This window comes from Bacillus sp. NPDC094064 (assembly GCF_050279585.1).
Lineage (GTDB): Bacteria > Bacillota > Bacilli > Bacillales > Bacillaceae_G > Bacillus_A.
On record NZ_JBNNUI010000003.1, the window covers coordinates 230,063 to 249,298 of the forward strand.

Genomic DNA, 19,236 nt, shown 5'->3' on the forward strand with positions numbered 1-19,236 from the left:
CCCTTTCTAGATACCAATCCTTCTATAACTTAGAATCAGAAGGAGTATACAATACCCCTTCTAATCTTAATAACGTTAATTTTATCATATTCTACAGTAAGAATGATGGTTTCATCAAAAATTGTCCGTTTTTTTTCGTTTTTTAATTCATATATCTGAATTTTTCTACGACAACTGGTTGCAATTGCTTCCCTTGCAGTGCTTCTAATACTGTATCTTCCAGCAGCTCCATACGAGCTACCATTGAGTTCGGTTTTTTCTCTGGTGCGTCTTGACCGAATGGGACGAAGTAGATGTTTTTTGTAGCCATTAGGCGCATGAGGTTGACGCCAACAAGGTGACGACAATATAAATTTGTCTTTTTTCTTCTATATTTTAATTAATTGTAACACTTTTAAAAAGGAGATAACTTATTTATATAATTTATGTTATGGTTCCATATGTTAATTAATTGCAACACTTTTAAAAAGGAGTATATATAATGAAAGCAAAGAAACTAATATATTTAGCACTTCCAATCATGTTATTAGGGGTAGGTTGTAGTACATCGAAAGAGACCACTACAGAAACATCAAGTAACGAAACTTCAAGTATTGAGTCTTCAAGCTATACAGAATCCTTGTATGATCTACAAAATGACTGGAATAAAGCTACGTATACCTTGATGAATAATGCAGGTGATGACGATATTTACAAGGATACACTCAAAGATTTAAAGAATTTAACTTATAAATTCGAAGAACTAGAGCCTGATAGTAAGTACGAAAAAGTTCATAAAAAGATAGTCCACACAATGGAGACTATGCGTGAAGGTATTGAGTTGACATTATTAAACGTAGACGATAAAACGCATAGTGATTATTTAAAAGGAATGTCTACGATAACTGAAGCAATTTCTTCTCAGGAAGATGCCTTAGATGAGTTGGTTCAAGTGACGAAGAGTCATAACTAGGGACACAAATAATAGTATCTACAGAGCCTGCACCATCTTAGACCCTGCTTATCATTTTGGAAAAAAAGGGTTATAAATTTATAAGGGGTAGATAACATGAACAGTAAAATGACTAAAGATGAGCTTATTACACTTGTAGAACAAATATGTGATCCTAAATTACCAGATGAGTTGGGTAGTAAGTATATTGATATCTTAGAGGCGAATGTGCCTCACCCAGCTCCAAGTGACTTGATTTTTTGGGATTTTAGAGACTTAACTCCAGAAGAAATAGTAGAGATTGCTTTGAACTACAAAGAAAAAGAAGAGAAATAAAATATTAAAGGACAAGCTGCCCACCTAAAAATGGGCGGCTTTCTTCATTATCTAAATCTAAGCCAACTTACATAAAAATCACTCGCCGTAATATAGTACTTATGCCCCTTCGAATAATAAACACGATACTGTGGATACCCATTGACATTTACCTTTGCGTCGATTGTAAATCCAAATCCTACGTCAACTGTACCAGCAACATCTTTATCCTGCCAAGAAGGAGCATCATAGAAACGTAGATTGTTAACTTTTGAAACAACGCGCTTCCCTACAATAGAAGAATCCACTGTACTTTTCTTGTTAAACTTCACATAAGATGGATCGTTCTTAATCCATTGTTCTCCACTAAGATTTAACCAACCATCCTTTTCAGCCCATACAGCATAATATAAATCATTAGCATCAATTTATTACTTTCCCATTAGTATTTTACCTCTACGTTATACTACATTACCTATTTAAAACTATAACAAACACATATGTTGTAAAATACATTTTTTTCAAGGAAACTTTAACCATTTATTGTTATAATTATATCTGCAATATTTTCCCAGGAGGGGCCCTATGAAGAACAGTAAGATAATGGACATACATACTAGGCACTCCCCTTCCTTGATACGTTCATAGAAATAAGAACAAAAGATATGTATCAAATTAAGGGGAAAGTAGATGGAATAACATATATTGTTGGATTTAAAAATGGCAGAATAGGACAATTATATCCTAAATAGAAATCCGAGGAGACGTTAATATGATTAGTGTAAAATCATATATAAAAAATGATAAAATAATAACTTCATTAGATAATATTGAAAATAACTTTCTTGAATATTTCATACATTTTGATAACGCGAAATGTTTAGAACTAGTTATTGATTTTGATTATTTGGAAGGTGCAATAATAATAAACTACTACGGAAATGCTATTTTAGGATTTAAAGAATGGGATATGATTGATCAGTTATGGTCATATTTCATAAATGCAATTGAAGAATTGTTTGAAAATCAAAACGATGTAAGTTTTTATTTTCCAGACCAACCTTTAGAGGTAAAAATGCAGGTTATTTCGCAAGAGCAAATTTTATTATCTATTGCAGGAGAAAAAACATGTTTTAATAAAGATGAATTATTATTAACTTTATTAAAAGAAGCAGAAAACTTTTTTGATATATTGAAAGAATGTCCTGATGAATATCTTGTAGAACAGAGTAATAATGAATTAAAGAGAATAGAAAAATTATTAAATAAATTGAACATTTAAATAAGAACATATTATTAAATACACTGTTTAAATTTAACACCTATAGAATGGTAAAGTAATTTACACGAAGGAATATCATTTTACTAATAAAGATGGAAAAAATTAATAATTCAGGATCATAGTGCAGGCCACTCTAAAGGTGGACAGGGACCCCATTTTAATGTGAGACCTGCATATAAACCGCAAACCGGTAAATTTGAAGGCACACAAGAGCATTATACATGGCATCACCACTAAGACACTGGAAAGATGCAACTTGTAGATTATCAGACTCATCATGACACTGGTCATACAGGTGGATATAAAATTTTGGGGAAAGATAGCGATAAATACGGAGGTTTCTGATTATGAACCATATTACATGGATCCATGTAAATGAAAATACAATAACAGACAAACAAATAAAACAATTAGAACAAAACTTGGGTGTGAAATTTCCAAATGATTTTATTGAGTGTGTGCAAAAATATGATGGTGGATATCCTACACCAGATACATTTACCATCCCAAACCAAGATGAAAATTCACTTAATAACCTTTTGACGGTAGATTCTAATAGAAAATATTCCATTTTGGAAACATATAATCATACGAAAGATAGATTACCTAACAAAATATATCCTTTCGCTCGGGACCCATTCGGAAATCTTTTATGCTTTGATTATCGAAATAATCCTATATCACCAACAATCGTATTTTGGGATCACGAGGAGGAGGAGATAGAAGTAGCTACCTCTCCTGTTTGCTCAACATTCACAGAATTACTTGATAGTCTACATGATTTCGAAGATGAAGAATAAAAGAATACAAGAAGAGTATCTTGTAGTGAGGGTAAACATTCTTCTTTTTTGATCTATTAAAAGTAAATTCTGATTTCATGGAAGTAAAAGGAGAATTTTATATGTCTTTAGACAAGTATAAAAGTATGTCTGATGAAGAGTTTAAACAATTGTCTACTGAAGAATTTCAAAATTATATAAGATTAAAACAAGAAGATTTTTCAAGACACTATAGGAAAATAAATGAAATTACTGTAGATGTGATGTTAAAACCTCAGGAAGCAATAGAAATCGCTAAACATTATCATAAGAAAAATAAATTAGACGGAGTAGTTAATGAAGATATCAACCATCTTTTCTTTGATGAGGCTTATACGTTTAAAATTGAGAAAGAAAATAGAAACAACGATGATATAAGACCAGCTTGGAGAATATTAGTGGATTTACCCAACAAACCTTTTCTTATGGAGGACTATACACTAATTGTGTCTGATAAGGATAAAAAAGTGATGGGTATGCTCGATCCAAATGGGCATCCAGTATTTAAAGGCAATGAATTTACAGATGAAAATATCGAATATATTATGAGCGATAAGGATTCTGAAGATTAATTAAGGTAATAACCTAGTGGATAGTTTTATAAATAGAATTATTGTCTTTTTTAATTAGTTATTATACTATTTTGCTAGATTCTAAGGTCAGAGAAAAATGAAGGACTTTTTACATGATAAAAGAGCAACCATGCATCAGTTGCCCTTTCGTCAATTTCTTATGTTATTACTATAATTGATATTTTCAATGGTTTGTATAAAATCTACTTACCTTAAATTAATGTTAATACTGGTATATCTCCCCATTAGATAACACTTAATTCTAAGCGGATATTTATATAAAAAAAGAGATTAAATGATTTTTCTAATCTTCTCCGAAATAATTTATAGCGGAGATGGAAACCTAGCAGCTTCGAAGTGTACTGTACTCTGTGTGCTATTAATTGAACCGGGACCACTAGAACTATGACGTACTGTAACTTTATCTCCTGCATTTAAAAATAAAATTCCAGATACACTGATAACAGGATCAAATAGGAAGAAAGATGGAACAGCTTCATTATCAACCAGTTCAGCACTACTGTTTACTTCAATTATTAATACCAAAGCTTTATCAGCTACATTGGTAGATATAGAAATGCTTGCTAAAACTGAGTACACCCCACTCTGCTTAGGGATGAATGTAGAGGTAATAGGATCATACTCATCATTTAAATCAAATACTTCGGATTCATAAGTAACTAGGGAAGAATCAAAATTCCCATATTGTTGTGGAATGTTTTTTTTAGCACTAAATGCAGATTGTGGTTCTATTCCCGTTGCCCCTGTTGGGCCTTGTATTCCTGGAATCCCTTGCACTCCCGTTGACCCCGTTGGGCCTTGTATTCCTGGAATCCCTTGCACTCCCGTTGACCCCGTTGGGCCTTGTACTCCTGGAATCCCTTGCACTCCCGTTGACCCCGTTGGGCCTTGTACTCCTGGAATCCCTTGCACTCCTGGAATAGGAAAAGCACATGGATTACAATTATTTTTATAGTATGAATTCTTTTACAATCATGCTCCTTTGTTTATCATATGTATTATATGTATGATGTACTAAACTTTATTTCTTGTACGCTTTTACATAATTATCTAATTAGAAAACTTTTATATTGCTTTAGATTTAAGTTTTATCAAATTAATGCTATTTACCTTGATAAACCAAAAAGAGTGCGTTTTTTGAATAAATATCTATCCAAACACACTCTTATCGTAATTTTATTCATAACATCGTATCTTTTTTATTAGTGACACATTTTCATTTCAAAACTACCCGTATCCCCACAAAAATATTCTATAGCATGGATAATTTTTACTAAGTTTAATTGACATTTACTCATGATATCAATCTTATTTCGAAGTAAAGAATTATTATATTATTTTATTCTGTCATTCTTACTATTAAGCTTAGCATTCCTATTATTCATATGACCTGTCACAAACTCACCGCCAATGGCCTCGCCTGCAGTAATTAGACTGATTATAATTGTATTATCCATTTTGCATTTATCTTCTATCCACAATTTTGATAGTTATAGGTTTATTATCTAGTCTAAGTCACTTTCAATAAAAGCTTTCTATATCAAAAGAGCGACCTTGCATCAGCTGTTCCTACTATAAATACGGTAAATGAAGCTTTACTATTAACAAATAAAAAAACTGCTATTCACTAGAATAACAGTTTCAAAAATAAACAAGTCTTGTTTTTGTATCACATATTTCATTTAGTTTGGTTATGGTATTTTCACGCTTCTTTCAGCTAACAACCACGACAGACACCCTCGGCAAACTTATCAGGTTTCCCTCATTCCATCTACCTAGGATGTTGTTAGCTCAAAGAAGAGCAAAAACTCTCCTTATTAACGGTAACATCCAATCAGTACCATTTGCTGGTTTCGGATTTTATGCGCCGTCATAATGAAGCCGTTTAGAAATATAAGAACAACATAGTGAGTTGTGTTTTCCACCACTTCTCACAATACAAATATATCACGTTGATTCCAAAATAACCGGCACATTTCCTGCCAAAAAACGGTCACGACTCTGCCACTTATTTTTATTCTTAACCTTTATATGCTTTATCCTAATGACTTACCCATATCTGATATTTTGTGTAACTGTCCCTGTCGCTGAACCCCTTGATATTCATAACTTCATAATACTCTCCCTTTTGAGTTACACAACGCATAAAAAATGGGTAATTGTAAAAATCAAAAACTTCTTCATCTTCTAAATATCGTTTTACAATAATATCTCTTTGGCTTTTGCTAAAACGACTTAATGCCTTATCAATTTGAAAAGATAAACGCTGTAATTTCACTTCTCTTTCACTCATAGCAACATTTGCTAAAGCGATATCTTCAGCTGGCTTTCCTACTATATTTGTTGGACCATGATATCTTACCTCACTAGATGCTGTAACCTTCATCTCATTTCTAATCATCCCAAATTGTCTATAAATACGAACATTTTCAAGAATCTCTTCTAAACAAACCTGTGTTGCTTTGCGATCAATTTTAGGTAAGAACGTTAATTGCGCCATATATAAAAACACCCCTTATCTATTTTGTTAATAAAAACAAAAAAGCGGACACCAAACTATAGAGCATATCACTAATGCTCTTTATAGTTCAGTGTCCGCTGGTTCTTCCAGTAGGACTAAATGTGTAATTGGTATTATTATATCATTTTCTCATATTTTAGTAACTTTTTATTAGAAAATGAAGTTTTTATTGACTATTACGTTCATCAAACTCACGCATCTTATCTACGTAATAATTATGATTAGCCCTCTCAGCTAATGTTGCTAACAAGTCCACCTTATAACCGTTGTTAATTTCATCACTTTGTAAGAACGAAACCACTTCATTTACAACCTCATCATCTGTGACATCGGACCATATTAACTCAATTAACCTCTTAATATCCTTTTCCATCATATCCCTCCTTTCTGCTCAAAAGGATTATTTTATTAAGTTATTTTTCCTTAACCAGAAAAATTGCCCCATGCCTTTTACATCTTTCTCATGTATTGGCATTACATATATTTCTTCATTGATTAATAGCTGCAACTCTACACATTGTTTCTCTGGATTCCATCCGTAAGATGCCATAGGAACAATTTTAGGATCTATTTTTCCTGTCATTTCCCTCTCCCCCTTGGAGAACCGAGCAGTTAGCTTTTGCTAGCTGCTCTTTTAGCCTCATATTCTTCATTAGATTCTTTTATTTTTGCACTTATATTCTCCAAATCAGCTATCAATGTATCCAATTCATTTACATCTAAATTTAACGTTTCTAGTTTCTCAATCTTGAGGGCGTAATAACTTTTATTGGACCAATTACCAATGACTTGTCCTTCGATCATGTTGCCCTTTACTTTAAATTCTTTAATAAACATCGTTTTCACCACCCTTTGCTACAAAATGAAATTTTCATTATAAAACTCATTACAAATGGACAAGCATACAAGCCAACAAGTTTATATTCAATAAAATAAATTATGAAAGTATTCTCAAAAAGAAAGGATGGAATTTTTTGAGTCCTCATAAAAAACATCGGAAATCTTGCTCATGTAATGACACAAGTTGTCACATTTGTTACATCCCAGGTCCTACTGGGCCTACTGGCGCTACCGGACCGCAAGGGATTACTGGACCTACTGGACCATCCTCACCAGAAACAGATTGTTTTCAAGATATTAAAAATACACTCCAACACTGTACAGGTCGTATAGTATCTCTTCTTCTTTCAGGAAAGAACGACCCAATCCAAGGCCGAATTTCTAGCGTAGGTGAAGGAAGTATAGTCTTTGTTTCTGAGAATGCAACAAGTGTAATTTCTATCTGCAATATTTTATCAATTACCCCAATTCCTCTTGCATATATTACAGTTGATAATTCCGAAACAAATGGGATAGTTTCTATCATTAACACTTTTACTAACACCGTAATAGGTCCGCCTATATTAACGGGACCTGGAACTTTCGGCATAGCAATCATACCTGATGGCTCTCGTGCTTATGTCACCACCAGAGGTAAAGTATTAATAATTGATACTTTTACTAATACTATTATTGGTGAACCTATAACTGTTGGACAAATTCCTACTTCCATAGCCATTACACCTGACGGCTCTCGCGCTTATGTTATAAATAATGGTGATAATACGGTTTCAGTCATTAATACTTCTACTAACACTGTTATTGGGTCTTCTATTCTAGTTGGAAAAAACCCTAAAGTTATAGCCATTACACCTGATGGTGCTCGCGCTTATGTTACAAACATGAATGATAATACGGTTTCAGTCATAAGCACTTCTACTAACACAATTATCGGGTCTCCCATTCAAGTTGGAACCTTTCCTCAAGGTATAGCCATTACGCCTGATGGCTCTCACGCTTATGTTTCCACTGCCCATAATATAGAAGTCATTAGCACCTCTACTAACTCAGTTATTGGGTCTCCTATTGAAGCTGATACTCCTATTGGCATAGCAATTTCACCTGATGGATCTCGTGGTTATTTTGCTAGTATCTTATACTCTGTTGTATCAATCATTAATACCTCTACTAACACAATCATTGGATCTCCTATTGTAGTAAACGATAATCCTCACACCTTAGCTCTTACACCTGACGGCTCACGGCTCTATGTTTTAGATCGGCTCATCCCTGAAGTTTCTGTTGTTAATACTACTACTAACACTGTTATTAGTAACGTTAAGGTTGGACAAAACGCTCTAAATATAGCGATTACGCCAAGTTGTATTTAATTCAATTTAATAGACCAATCAACGAGTTCTTGTTAGCTATACATGTATCTAGGAAACAAAATAGTTCTTTTTGAATTTTTTAAAATTCCTAGACACATCATCTATACTCTATAAAATAGCGTTTTTGTCTTAATCTCTTGCGTATATAGAAATGACTTCTTCCAGGTCAATCTCTAGTTCGTAATCACATTCCAATAAATCGCATTCTAACTTGATTGTTTCTCCGTGATCATACTTCCATAACCTATTCCCACACTGTGGGCATTCTAAATTTGTGATACCGCCCATCTTTCTTCACCTCACATTGCCAAATAACGATTTTATTTAATTTCCATTAACCTTTTTATCCCCTTCGAATATAGTATTATTACCCAAGTAAATACACAGGTTACCTTGGACCAGCTTCCTGGCGTTCCTGATGTTCCTGTACAAAGAATCCGTTTATAACTAGCGGGTTCTTTTATTTTTTCTTCACATAATAACTACTTTTTTAATGTTTACTATTAATTGATGATATAGGGTTCATCCCAATCAACTCAAATACTAAATGCATATATTAATAAGACATTTAATAATAAGGAGGCGACATTCATGAACATACCATTTTCATGTGGTTTTCCTTTACCTGAATTTGGGCCTACCGGATCTACTGGTGTTACTGGCCCTCAAGGGCTGCAAGGCAATACAGGACCGACTGGCCCCACCGGAATAGGAATCACAGGAAGTATAGGACCGACTGGTCCCACCGGAACTAGTGCCCTTACAGCTTTTGGTTCCCTCTATCAAACTGACCTTCAATCCGTGATTGGCTTAGATACGAAAATTCAATTCCAATTACCCGGTCCTTCTTTAAACGTGTTAGTAGATACTATTAATAGCAACCTCACCATTATTCAATCTGGAATTTATGAAATTTCTATTAGTCTATTCCCTACAATTTCTACAGGCACACAAGCAACTAACGCTCTCATAGATGGACATGTTTTTATAAATGATTTACCTATATCATTTTCAAGAGTAGTCTGTAGATATTTTGGCCAAACTTCAACATCTTTAGGTTCACAAGCTGCCAAAACAATTCAAATATCACTTGCAACTAATGACGTTCTTGATCTCCGAGTCAGTATATTTGGTGGTACAGGCGTCAGTGGTACTGTTTCTAATAGCGCTCTAACTATAAAGAAAATTTTCTAAATAGTAATCGTTTTATTACCGGATAAAACTTTTAAAGAGAACTTATATAGCTCTCTTTTTTTATTATTCAAAAATCCTCCCGGTAAAATAACGCTTTGGTTTAGTTTTAAATACTTTCATTAATCTTATCGATAAGCTCACTTAGCTCCGTTAATGTTTCCATGTCTGATGTATTATCTGCAATTTCTTGTAACTTTGTAGATAACGCTAATAGGAAATCAGCTGATGCATGCATCTTTTTCACTCTCCGATTCTTATAAAGTTCAAATTTTAGTATTAATACCCGTTATCTTGTCTTTCGTGGTTAACTTTGTTTTTCAATAAGTAAGCTTGTTGTATTTCAGCATGTGTGAATCCCAACATATCACCAAGGCACAAATACAATGTAAATAACTCTGTATATAAAACATCACGAATAGCGAAATTTAAAACCGCATCATAAATCATAATGAACTGTCTTGTTAGTGAACTGTATCTGAAAATATGCGCATTTTCTTTGTAATGATCAACTAATTCTTGTGGGTGTGAATCATACTCCATATACAAACCTAAAGATAAAATGAAATGGAATCCATCGACATACTCCTCAAGGATCACCCCACGTGGCGATGACCCTTTCTTACTCCAGTCCTTAAAACAGCGTGTTTGTTTAACGGCGCTTTCGTCGCATCACACCAATCCATTGCTAATTCAAATGGAACCTGTGAAATACCAGCTTCAATATTTTTCAAGCGCTCATATGTAATTCCAAGATGCGCTGCAAGTCCTTTCTTCGTTGTTAACGTTGTATCTTCACAACACTCTCTTGCTCCTCGCAATAACGCACCTATTGATGAATTACAATATATGCTTGTTCCCATATTTGTTCGCCTCCATATTAAGTTGTTAAAGTATTAAAATTATCAGTACATACACAACCTGTCTATTTTCTATTCAAAAAAGAGGAATTACTCCTCAATATTTTCTTTTGTTTGCAATTCATCGATGATGGCCCAACCTGCCTTGTAATATGCTCGAAGGATTTTATCAATATCCTTTTGTGGTTTCGGCTCTGGAGCCACAACATAAACTTTCGTTTTCCCAAATTCATAAGACGCGGCATATTCTTCTTGTTGGCTCATGGTATCACCTCTTGAAGTGCTTTCTATATTTGTATGCCGCTGATTTGTTAGTACTGCCATATTAGTTGCTAAGCATTTCAAAGCAGACCAATCATCGAAATATTAAAAGCATCGGAAAACAGTGCAGAGGCTTACATGCTTTCTTAAATCAAACATGTCATTACTTTCGCTACCTCAAATAGCCGTTTCTACTTCTTATATATACATTTCTCGTATATGAATTAACTATATAAGGAGGTCTAACCATGAAAACCGCAATCTACCTAAGAAAATCCCGTGCCGATCTCGAAGCCGAGGCACGCGGCGAAGGTGAAACTTTAGCAAAGCACCGCACTACTCTACTGAAAATCGCGAAAGAAATGAACTTAAATATTTTAGCTGTCCGTGAGGAAATTGTTTCTGGTGAGAGCTTAGTGAAACGCCCTGAAATGTTGGCGCTACTTGAAGAAATTGAAGATAACAAATATGATGCTGTTCTTTGCATGGATATGGACCGTTTAGGTCGTGGTGGTATGAAAGAGCAAGGAATCATTTTAGAGACGTTTAAACGCTCGAATACGAAGATTATGACACCAAGGAAGACTTATGACCTTAATGATGAATGGGATGAAGAATACAGCGAATTTGAAGCATTTATGGCACGTAAGGAGTTAAAGATTATTACACGCCGTATGCAACGCGGTCGTATTGCTAGTGTAGAGGCTGGTAATTATCTTGGTACACATGCGCCCTTCGGATATGATATCCATCGTTTAAATAAACGAGAACGTACGTTAACGATTAATTCAGAAGAAGCTTCTGTCGTAAGAATGATATTTGATTGGTATGCAAACGAGGATATGGGCGCGAGTGCAATTAGAAGCAAGTTAAATGATCTTGGCTACAAAAGTAAGCTAGGCAATGAATGGAATCCTTATAGCATCTTGGATATATTAAAGAACAATGTGTACATCGGAAAAGTAACGTGGCAAAAACGAAAAGAAGTAAAACGTCCTGACGCTGTAAAAAGAAGTTGTGCACGTCAAGATAAGTCAGATTGGATTATTGCTGATGGCAAACATGAGCCAATCATACCTGAAAGCTTATTTGAGCAAGTACAAGAAAAATTAAACTCAAGATATCACGTTCCTTACAATACGAATGGAATTAAAAATCCTCTAGCTGGCATTATTAAATGTAGTAAATGTGGTTATAGTATGGTCCAACGTTATCCGAAAAACCGAAAGGAAACGATGGATTGTAAGCATCGCGGTTGCGAAAACAAATCAAGCTATACTGAGTTAATTGAGAAGCGTTTACTCGAGGCATTAAAAGAATGGTATATTAATTATAAAGCTGATTTTGAAAAACATAAGCAAGATGACAAATTAAAAGAAACACAAGTTATTCAGATGAATGAAGCTGCATTACGAAAGCTAGAAAAAGAATTAGTGGATGTCCAAAAACAAAAAAATAATTTACACGATTTATTAGAGCGTGGTGTTTACACTGTAGATATATTTTTAGAACGTTCGAAAGCCGTTTCCGACCGTATCAATGAAATTACTTCCACAATGGAAAACTTAAAGAAAGAAATAAAAACAGAAATTACGAAGGAAAAAGTGAAGAAAGATACTATACCTCAAGTAGAGCATGTTCTTGATCTGTACTTTAAAACAGATGATCCGAAAAAGAAAAACAGCCTCCTAAAGTCGGTTTTAGAAAAGGCTGTTTATAAGAAAGAAAAGTGGCAAAGACTCGATGATTTCGAACTTGTGCTTTACCCTAAGCTCCCTCAAGATGGCGACATATAAGCGTTCGCGCTTTGTCGTCACCTTGTTGGTGTAATTAGATTTACCCCATTTAACCCTAAAGCATCATTCGTCGAAACCGCCAATACGACAGGCTTGCCATTTCTAAGTGTCGCTTTCGCTGCCATTAGTACAGGAGAATCTGTCATTGCGTTCGCAAATTTACTCATAGAATTCCCTGTTAAAGGAGCGATTACCATGCAGTCTAACGGAATTTTAGGCCCAAGTGGTTCCGCTCCAACGATTGAATTAATCGCTTTAAAACCTGTTACTTCTTCAATCTTTTTAATCCACTCTGTCCCTTCTCCAAATCTCGTATTTGTTGATTGAACAGTGTAAGAAACAACGGGACGTACTTCTGCTCCCTCAGCAATTAATTTTTCTAAGTGTGGCATAACTTCCTCGTACGTACAATGTGAACCTGTAAACCCGAAACCAATTCGTTTCCCCTTCAAATTCATTTCTTTTCCTCCCCCTTTGCGATTGCGTCTGCTGTTAATAACTGAGAAAGAACGTTTGCTAAAATTTGTCCTGCCGTTTTCGGAGCAACAATGCCCGGTAATCCAGGTGCTAACAGCGCTTTAACCCCTCTTTTTTCCGCATATCTAAAATCGGTACCGCCTGGTTTAGAAGCTAAATCAATTACTAACGTATGAGCTGGCATTTTTGAAATAACATTCGCTGTTACAACGAGATGCGGAATTGTGTTAATCACAATATCGATATTTCCTACTTCTTTCTCAATATCTTGCATATGGAAAGGAGAAAACATCATTTCTGTAATACGTGCAATATGTTCAGATCGTCTTGCTCCAACTTTGACGTGGGCTCCTAATGATTGAAATGCTCTGGCAACACTCATCCCTGTTCTACCAAATCCTAAAACCATTACATTGGACCCATGAATTGTATAGTCGGTATGTTGAATTACCATCATTAATGTACCTTCTACAGTCGGAATAGAATTGTAGATTGCCACATCATCACGATCAAATAATTTAACAAGTTTCCGATTCGTAGTAGATACGAGATTTTCCAAGTAAGGCGTACCAATACCTGAATATATAGTAAAGTGCTCTGGTGTATTTTCAATTTGTTCTTTCGTTATAGAAACTTTTTCATTTGAAAAAATAGTATCTACTTCTCCCTTGGCATTTGTACCTGCAACTGGCAAAATAATTGCATCTACAGAAGTGAAATCTAAATTTTGTATACTTTCTTTTGCTGCCCCTGTGAAACCATGATCTAACTGATCAAACCCTATCAATGAAAGTTTTGCATCCAATTCGACTAGCTTGCGAATTACTTCTAGCTGTCTTGCATCTCCTCCTATGATAGCAATATGCATCTCAGTCAACATTCCCTAATTCACCTTCTTTTTCTGTCATTTATAAGAAAAGTGCCTACTTTTTCTTTTTCCTCCACATCATATGTAATGTACGAGTTTTAGGTGATTGAAAAACGAAAAGCACATATGATTTATCAGCTTTATATGTAGATATAAAAAAAGACGACCAAAATGGTCATCTTTCATTTTAAATTTGAATGATCTATACTATCACAAAGAATCATATCGTGTCCCACTTTCTTAATTTGCCTCCACGCTACCCTTATTTCTTGTGGTTCTTTTTTAAAACCTCCCCATTTCCCAGCAGGTATGATAAGCGTTTGTATTTGTCCATCTCTCTCATTAATCTCTAAATCCACATAACCTAAAAACCCCATTTTTTCTGCTCTTTCTAAATCCACAATCTCTTTACCACTTAATTCACTTAATCGCATATACTCTCCTCCTATTTAATTTTTAATGTTAGCTATCTATATGTAGTACCTATTCTGTATGGCTAAAAAAAATAACCGTATCTCTTTTAAAAGAAATACGGTTATTTTCGAATACATCATAAAAAAACAATTATAGTTTAATTCCTTTTGGAAGTTTTCCATCTGGACTAATAAGTGCCGCAGAGAACTCATCTGTAAACATGTTACGAATTAATCCATCTACATTTTCTTTTGTCACAGTGTTAACACTTTCAATAATCTCATCAAGTGAACGATGCTTACGAAGAAGCAATTCATTTTTACCATTACGGCTCATACGACTATTCGTACTTTCTAAACTTAACATTAAGTTTCCTTTTAATTGCTCTTTACTATTAATAAGCTCTTTTTCTGTAATACCTGTATTTTTCAATGTCTCTAACGTTTCTTGCATTGTTTCATACAGTGTATCTAGTTGTTGGCTTCCTGTTCCACCGTACAGTGTTAACATGCCTGTATCTTCATAAGAAGAGTGGTAAGAAAATACCGAGTAGGCTAATCCGCGTTGCTCACGTACTTCTTGGAATAAACGACTACTCATACTGCCGCCTAAAATATTATTTAATACAATTAAGTTATAAATATCTTCGTGTCCCATTTGCAAGCCTTTATATCCTAAACATAAATGAGCTTGTTCTGTTTCCTTTTTACGTGCTACCTTATTAAAATGGAAAATTGGGCTATGTACTTGTTCGCGGTTTGTCGTTCCTTCATAACTACCGAAATATTGCTCTACCGTTTGTAAAAATGCTTCATCAATATTTCCTGCAATTGATACAACTACATTTTCAGGTGTGTAATGATCTTTTATATATTGACGTAACGTATCACCTGTAAACGTATCAAGCGTTTCTTCTGTTCCTAAAATAGGATATCCAAGCGGATGCGTTTCATATGTTGCTTTCGTCAACATATCATGCACGATATCATCTGGAGCATCTTCGTACATTTTAATTTCTTCACATACGACATTCTTCTCTTTTTTCAGTTCTTCCTCATCAAATGTTGAATTAAAGAACATATCTGCTAAAACATCTAAAGCATATTTGGCATGCTCATCTAGCACCTTTGCATAGTAACATGTATATTCTTTTGAAGTAAAAGCATTTACTTGCCCACCAATGCTATCAAATGATTCTGCAATTTCTCGTGCGCTACGTGTTTCTGTTCCTTTAAAGAACATGTGCTCTAAAAAGTGGGAAATCCCGTTATTTTTTTCATTTTCATTTCTTGATCCTGCATGGATCCAAATACCAATCGCAACCGATCTTACGGTTGGTATATTCTCCATAACTATTCTTACACCATTTTTACAAGTATATTTTTTAATCAAAAACTTTCCTCCTACTGCCAGTTTCTCTAAATAAATGCTATTATTTAATGATAACAAGTTTAAGGATGAATGTCATGCAAATGTATTTAATCTACACGTTTTTCATCCAGTAATTCTGTTATATTCCCTACTTTATATCCTTGTTCCTTCAATTTTGTAATCATTGTATCTAATGCTTCTGCTGTAGACGAGGTAGGATGCATTAATACAATAGCACCTGGATGTATTTTTCGCATCACTCTCTGCAATAATACGTCTGGTTCTGGTCGTTTCCAATCAATTGTATCCACTGTCCACATAATCGTGCCCATTTGAAAATCATCTGCAATTTTCACGACTTCATCTCGAAAACTGCCACTTGGCGGGGCAAACCATCTCACTTTTTGATTCGTAGCAGCTTCTATCATTCGATTTGTTTTTTGTAACTGATCTCGTATTTCATCAGACGATAGCGTTTTCATATTTGGATGCGTGTAAGAATGATTTCCGACTTCTTGATTTGCATCAACAATCATTTTTGCAAACCGTAAATTTTCTTTCACCCAACGTCCTTCCAAAAAGAAGGTCGCCTTCACATCATGTTTTTTCAAAATCTCTAATATACGAGGCAAATACTCATTTCCCCATGCAACATTTATTGTTAATCCCACCATCTTTTTGTTTGGATGTCCCCTATAAATTGGGGCCGGTGATAAATCTTCTAAATGGACACTTGGTGATACTTCCTTGAATTCAAGATGTTTTTGATCAAATTTCTTTAGCTTTTTCATATTATTATACGATGCTTCCATATCCACTTGTCTGCCATTATACCCCGGTGTCGCCTTCCATATTTTATCAATCATCGCATTTTGAGGTGCAATCTCATATTGTTTTGCATGTTTTTGAATTTCATCATATAAATTATCCTGTGCAAAAACGGAATAAGAGCCTACACTGACATATAAAAAACATATACATATGTATGCCAATATACGAGTTTTCATATAAACCCTCCCATTAACTATATAAAAACATTTTTCTTCTTATCTTTGTTAATTTGAGCGTTATAATGAAAACTATACCTATGCTGACATAAAAATATATGTAAATCATATTTTTTACATAACAAAAAAAGCCAGTTAAACTGGCTTTTACTTATTGCTGCTCTTGTTTGTTTTCTTCTTTAGCAGCTTCTTTTTCTTGCTCTTCTTTTAGCAATACTTTTCTAGATAAATTCACGCGGCCCTGCTTGTCAATCTCGATAACTTTAACTGTAATTACGTCACCGATTTTCACAACGTCCTCTACTTTTCCTACACGCTCAAGTGCAAGTTCAGAAATGTGAACTAATCCATCTTTACCGCTGAATAATTCAACGAAAGCACCGAATTTCTCAACACGCTTCACTTTTCCTTCGTAGATTTCACCTACTTGTACTTCGCGAACGATATCTTCGATAATTTTCTTAGCTTTGTCATTCATTTCTTGATTTATTGAAGAAATGAATACTGTACCATCTTGCTCTATGTCAATTTTAACGCCAGTTTCTTCAATAATTTTATTGATTTGTTTACCGCTCGGTCCGATAACGTCACGGATTTTATCTGGGTTAATTGTCATTGTAATAATCTTTGGAGCGTACGCTGATAATTCAGTACGTGGCTCTGCAATAACAGATAACATATGATTTAGAATGTGCACACGACCAACTTTCGCTTGTTGTAATGCCTCTTCTAAAATTTCACGAGATAGACCATCGATTTTAATGTCCATTTGCAGTGCAGTTACACCTTGCGCTGTACCTGCTACTTTAAAGTCCATATCACCTAAATGATCTTCCATACCTTGAATATCAGATAAAATTGTGTAATGCTCACCAGATTTAACTAGACCCATTGCAATACCTGCAACTGGAGCTTTAAGTGGAACACCAGCATCCATCATTGCTAAAGTACTACCACAAATACTTGCTTGTGAAGTAGAACCATTTGATTCTAAAACTTCTGATACAAGACGTACTGTGTATGGGAAATCTTTTTCAGATGGAATTACAGGCTCAAGCGCACGTTCTCCTAGTGCACCGTGACCAATTTCACGACGACCTGGTCCACGCATCGGTCTTGTTTCACCAACACTAAATGATGGGAAATTGTAATGGTGCATAAAGCGTTTTGATTCTTCTACACCAAGACCATCTAAAATTTGCACATCACCTAATGCTCCTAATGTACAAATACTTAATGCTTGTGTTTGTCCACGTGTGAACAAACCAGAACCGTGTGTACGAGATAAAATGCCAACCTCTGATGCTAATGGACGGATTTCGTCACCTTTACGGCCATCTGGGCGGATTTTTTCAACTGTAATAAGACGACGTACTTCTTCTTTTACAATTTTATATAAAATCTCACTTACTTGTCCTAATGTATCAGCGTCAGCTTCCTGCGCTTCGTAATGCTCAATTACACGTTTTTTCACTTCGTTAATTGCATCTTCACGTGCATGTTTCTCATGTACTTGAATTGCAGAATGCATATCCTTCTCAGCCATTTCACGTATAGCTTGATTCAGATCAGCGTCAACTTCATAAAGTTTCACTTCTGATTTCTCTTTACCTACAGCTTGTACAATCTCTTCTTGGAATGCAATTAGACGTTTAATTTCTTCGTGACCAAACATAATTGCTTCTAACATTGTTTCTTCAGGCACTTGATCTGCTCCTGCTTCAACCATGTTAATTGCATCTTTCGTACCAGCTACAACAAGGTGAATATCACTTTGTTCTTGCTGTTCTACTGTTGGATTAATCACGAATTCGCCGTTAATACGACCAACTGTTGCGCCCGCGATTGGACCTTCAAATGGAATATCTGAAATCGATAACGCTAATGAAGAACCAAGCATAGCTGCCATTTCAGAAGAACAATCTTGATCAACACTCATTACAATGCTGACAACTTGTACTTCGTTACGGAAACCATCTGCGAAAAGTGGACGAATTGGACGGTCGATTAAACGACTTGCCAAAATTGCTTTTTCACTTGGACGACCTTCACGTTTAATGAAACCGCCAGGAATTTTTCCGACTGCATATAAACGCTCTTCATAGTTTACTGTAAGTGGGAAGAAATCTACATTTTTTGCTTCTTTTGATGCAGTTGCTGTAGATAGAACCGCTGTATCGCCATATCTTACTAATACTGCTCCGTTCGCTTGCTTTGCAAGCTGACTTGTTTCAACTGTTAGCTGACGACCAGCCCAATCTATCGAGAAGACTTGCTTTTCTTGACTCATTTAAGTACCCCTCTCAATTTAAAGTATTCAA

Annotated in this window: 22 protein-coding genes and 6 pseudogenes; 10 read left to right on the forward strand and 18 right to left on the reverse strand. The window is 34.9% G+C overall.

The window, feature by feature from the left end:
• Window positions 1-142: 142 nt before the first annotated feature.
• Window positions 143-337, reverse strand: a pseudogene (gene spoVFB / locus ACQKNI_RS08920) (dipicolinate synthase subunit B); the annotation flags it as partial.
• A gap of 144 nt (window positions 338-481) precedes the next feature.
• Here spoVFB and ACQKNI_RS08925 point away from each other — a divergent pair.
• On the forward strand, window positions 482-952 hold the full coding sequence (locus ACQKNI_RS08925; protein WP_088230091.1) for a DUF6376 family protein: 471 nt from the start codon (window positions 482-484) through the stop codon (window positions 950-952).
• Between the two features lie 96 nt (window positions 953-1,048).
• On the forward strand, window positions 1,049-1,267 hold the full coding sequence (locus ACQKNI_RS08930) for a bacteriocin immunity protein (RefSeq protein ID WP_088230092.1): 219 nt from the start codon (window positions 1,049-1,051) through the stop codon (window positions 1,265-1,267).
• Between the two features lie 47 nt (window positions 1,268-1,314).
• On the opposite strand, the pseudogene ACQKNI_RS08935 reads toward ACQKNI_RS08930, so the two are convergent.
• Window positions 1,315-1,653 (reverse strand): annotated as a pseudogene (locus tag ACQKNI_RS08935) (N-acetylmuramoyl-L-alanine amidase); the annotation flags it as partial.
• 365 nt (window positions 1,654-2,018) lie between these two features.
• Here ACQKNI_RS08935 and ACQKNI_RS08940 point away from each other — a divergent pair.
• The 5 genes and pseudogenes from ACQKNI_RS08940 to ACQKNI_RS08960 all read left to right on the forward strand — a co-directional run bounded on the left by ACQKNI_RS08940 (window position 2,019) and on the right by ACQKNI_RS08960 (window position 3,918).
• Window positions 2,019-2,528, forward strand: a complete 510-nt coding sequence (locus ACQKNI_RS08940) for a hypothetical protein (RefSeq protein ID WP_088230094.1) — start codon at window positions 2,019-2,021, stop codon at window positions 2,526-2,528.
• A 108-nt stretch (window positions 2,529-2,636) separates the two neighbouring features.
• A pseudogene (locus ACQKNI_RS08945) lies at window positions 2,637-2,690 on the forward strand (hypothetical protein); the annotation flags it as partial.
• A 39-nt stretch (window positions 2,691-2,729) separates the two neighbouring features.
• Window positions 2,730-2,873 (forward strand): annotated as a pseudogene (locus tag ACQKNI_RS08950) (HNH endonuclease); the annotation flags it as partial.
• A gap of 2 nt (window positions 2,874-2,875) precedes the next feature.
• Complete coding sequence (locus ACQKNI_RS08955) at window positions 2,876-3,328, forward strand: SMI1/KNR4 family protein (RefSeq protein ID WP_088230095.1); 453 nt, start codon at window positions 2,876-2,878, stop codon at window positions 3,326-3,328.
• A gap of 101 nt (window positions 3,329-3,429) precedes the next feature.
• The gene (locus ACQKNI_RS08960) at window positions 3,430-3,918 is read left to right on the forward strand and encodes a hypothetical protein (RefSeq protein WP_088230096.1); all 489 of its coding nucleotides are present in this window, start codon (window positions 3,430-3,432) and stop codon (window positions 3,916-3,918) included.
• Window positions 3,919-4,242: 324 nt separating this feature from the next.
• On the opposite strand, the gene ACQKNI_RS08965 is transcribed toward ACQKNI_RS08960, so the two are convergent.
• The 5 genes from ACQKNI_RS08965 to ACQKNI_RS08985 all read right to left on the reverse strand — a co-directional run bounded on the left by ACQKNI_RS08965 (window position 4,243) and on the right by ACQKNI_RS08985 (window position 7,297).
• Window positions 4,243-4,806 carry a collagen-like triple helix repeat-containing protein gene (locus tag ACQKNI_RS08965; RefSeq protein WP_140417313.1) on the reverse strand — a complete coding sequence of 188 codons (564 nt, stop codon included), beginning with the start codon at window positions 4,804-4,806 and terminating at the stop codon, window positions 4,243-4,245.
• 1,174 nt (window positions 4,807-5,980) lie between these two features.
• The gene (locus ACQKNI_RS08970) at window positions 5,981-6,439 is read right to left on the reverse strand and encodes an ArpU family transcriptional regulator (protein WP_249278318.1); all 459 of its coding nucleotides are present in this window, start codon (window positions 6,437-6,439) and stop codon (window positions 5,981-5,983) included.
• A gap of 187 nt (window positions 6,440-6,626) precedes the next feature.
• On the reverse strand, window positions 6,627-6,833 hold the full coding sequence (locus ACQKNI_RS08975; RefSeq protein ID WP_088230099.1) for a hypothetical protein: 207 nt from the start codon (window positions 6,831-6,833) through the stop codon (window positions 6,627-6,629).
• Between the two features lie 27 nt (window positions 6,834-6,860).
• A complete protein-coding gene (locus tag ACQKNI_RS08980) occupies window positions 6,861-7,043 on the reverse strand; it encodes a hypothetical protein (protein WP_088230100.1) in 183 nt (60 codons plus the stop codon).
• A 29-nt stretch (window positions 7,044-7,072) separates the two neighbouring features.
• Complete coding sequence (locus ACQKNI_RS08985; protein ID WP_088230101.1) at window positions 7,073-7,297, reverse strand: hypothetical protein; 225 nt, start codon at window positions 7,295-7,297, stop codon at window positions 7,073-7,075.
• Window positions 7,298-7,434: 137 nt separating this feature from the next.
• On the opposite strand from ACQKNI_RS08985, the gene ACQKNI_RS08990 reads away from it, so the two are divergent.
• Entirely contained in the window at window positions 7,435-8,670 is a 1,236-nt protein-coding gene (locus ACQKNI_RS08990) for a PQQ-dependent protein (RefSeq protein WP_088230102.1), read from the forward strand.
• 129 nt (window positions 8,671-8,799) lie between these two features.
• Here ACQKNI_RS08990 and ACQKNI_RS08995 read toward each other — a convergent pair whose 3' ends face one another.
• The gene (locus ACQKNI_RS08995; RefSeq protein WP_170933754.1) at window positions 8,800-8,958 is read right to left on the reverse strand and encodes a hypothetical protein; all 159 of its coding nucleotides are present in this window, start codon (window positions 8,956-8,958) and stop codon (window positions 8,800-8,802) included.
• A 303-nt stretch (window positions 8,959-9,261) separates the two neighbouring features.
• On the opposite strand from ACQKNI_RS08995, the gene ACQKNI_RS09000 reads away from it, so the two are divergent.
• Window positions 9,262-9,864, forward strand: coding sequence for a collagen-like protein (locus tag ACQKNI_RS09000; protein ID WP_140417314.1), 603 nt, complete (start codon window positions 9,262-9,264; stop codon window positions 9,862-9,864).
• Window positions 9,865-9,970: 106 nt separating this feature from the next.
• On the opposite strand, the gene ACQKNI_RS09005 is transcribed toward ACQKNI_RS09000, so the two are convergent.
• From ACQKNI_RS09005 to ACQKNI_RS09020, 4 genes and pseudogenes are all read right to left on the reverse strand, one after another.
• Entirely contained in the window at window positions 9,971-10,099 is a 129-nt protein-coding gene (locus ACQKNI_RS09005; RefSeq protein WP_283162075.1) for a hypothetical protein, read from the reverse strand.
• 41 nt (window positions 10,100-10,140) lie between these two features.
• The gene (locus ACQKNI_RS09010) at window positions 10,141-10,461 is read right to left on the reverse strand and encodes a dUTP diphosphatase (protein WP_088230104.1); all 321 of its coding nucleotides are present in this window, start codon (window positions 10,459-10,461) and stop codon (window positions 10,141-10,143) included.
• Between the two features lie 38 nt (window positions 10,462-10,499).
• Window positions 10,500-10,724 (reverse strand): annotated as a pseudogene (locus ACQKNI_RS09015) (sporulation sigma factor-processing peptidase); the annotation flags it as partial.
• Window positions 10,725-10,811: 87 nt separating this feature from the next.
• Window positions 10,812-11,045 (reverse strand): hypothetical protein, encoded by a 234-nt coding sequence (locus tag ACQKNI_RS09020; RefSeq protein ID WP_088230106.1) that lies wholly within the window; start codon window positions 11,043-11,045, stop codon window positions 10,812-10,814.
• Between the two features lie 185 nt (window positions 11,046-11,230).
• Here ACQKNI_RS09020 and ACQKNI_RS09025 point away from each other — a divergent pair, with 185 nt between their 5' ends.
• Window positions 11,231-12,778, forward strand: coding sequence for a recombinase family protein (locus ACQKNI_RS09025; RefSeq protein ID WP_427282328.1), 1,548 nt, complete (start codon window positions 11,231-11,233; stop codon window positions 12,776-12,778).
• A 32-nt stretch (window positions 12,779-12,810) separates the two neighbouring features.
• Here the strand turns inward: ACQKNI_RS09025 and dpaB are convergent.
• The 6 genes and pseudogenes from dpaB to pnp form a co-directional block, all read right to left on the reverse strand.
• Window positions 12,811-13,236 (reverse strand): annotated as a pseudogene (dpaB, locus tag ACQKNI_RS09030) (dipicolinate synthase subunit B); the annotation flags it as partial.
• Window positions 13,233-14,135: a dipicolinic acid synthetase subunit A gene (gene dpaA / locus ACQKNI_RS09035; RefSeq protein WP_088230108.1), complete on the reverse strand. Its 903-nt coding sequence runs from the start codon at window positions 14,133-14,135 to the stop codon at window positions 13,233-13,235. The gene dpaA and the pseudogene dpaB, both read right to left, overlap by 4 nt.
• A gap of 170 nt (window positions 14,136-14,305) precedes the next feature.
• Window positions 14,306-14,557: a YlmC/YmxH family sporulation protein gene (locus tag ACQKNI_RS09040; RefSeq protein ID WP_088230109.1), complete on the reverse strand. Its 252-nt coding sequence runs from the start codon at window positions 14,555-14,557 to the stop codon at window positions 14,306-14,308.
• A gap of 130 nt (window positions 14,558-14,687) precedes the next feature.
• Window positions 14,688-15,929 carry a M16 family metallopeptidase gene (locus ACQKNI_RS09045; protein WP_088230110.1) on the reverse strand — a complete coding sequence of 414 codons (1,242 nt, stop codon included), beginning with the start codon at window positions 15,927-15,929 and terminating at the stop codon, window positions 14,688-14,690.
• A gap of 86 nt (window positions 15,930-16,015) precedes the next feature.
• Entirely contained in the window at window positions 16,016-16,915 is a 900-nt protein-coding gene (locus tag ACQKNI_RS09050) for a polysaccharide deacetylase family protein (protein WP_088230111.1), read from the reverse strand.
• A gap of 151 nt (window positions 16,916-17,066) precedes the next feature.
• Window positions 17,067-19,205 (reverse strand): polyribonucleotide nucleotidyltransferase, encoded by a 2,139-nt coding sequence (gene pnp, locus ACQKNI_RS09055; RefSeq protein WP_088230112.1) that lies wholly within the window; start codon window positions 19,203-19,205, stop codon window positions 17,067-17,069.
• Between the last annotated feature and the right edge of the window lie 31 nt (window positions 19,206-19,236).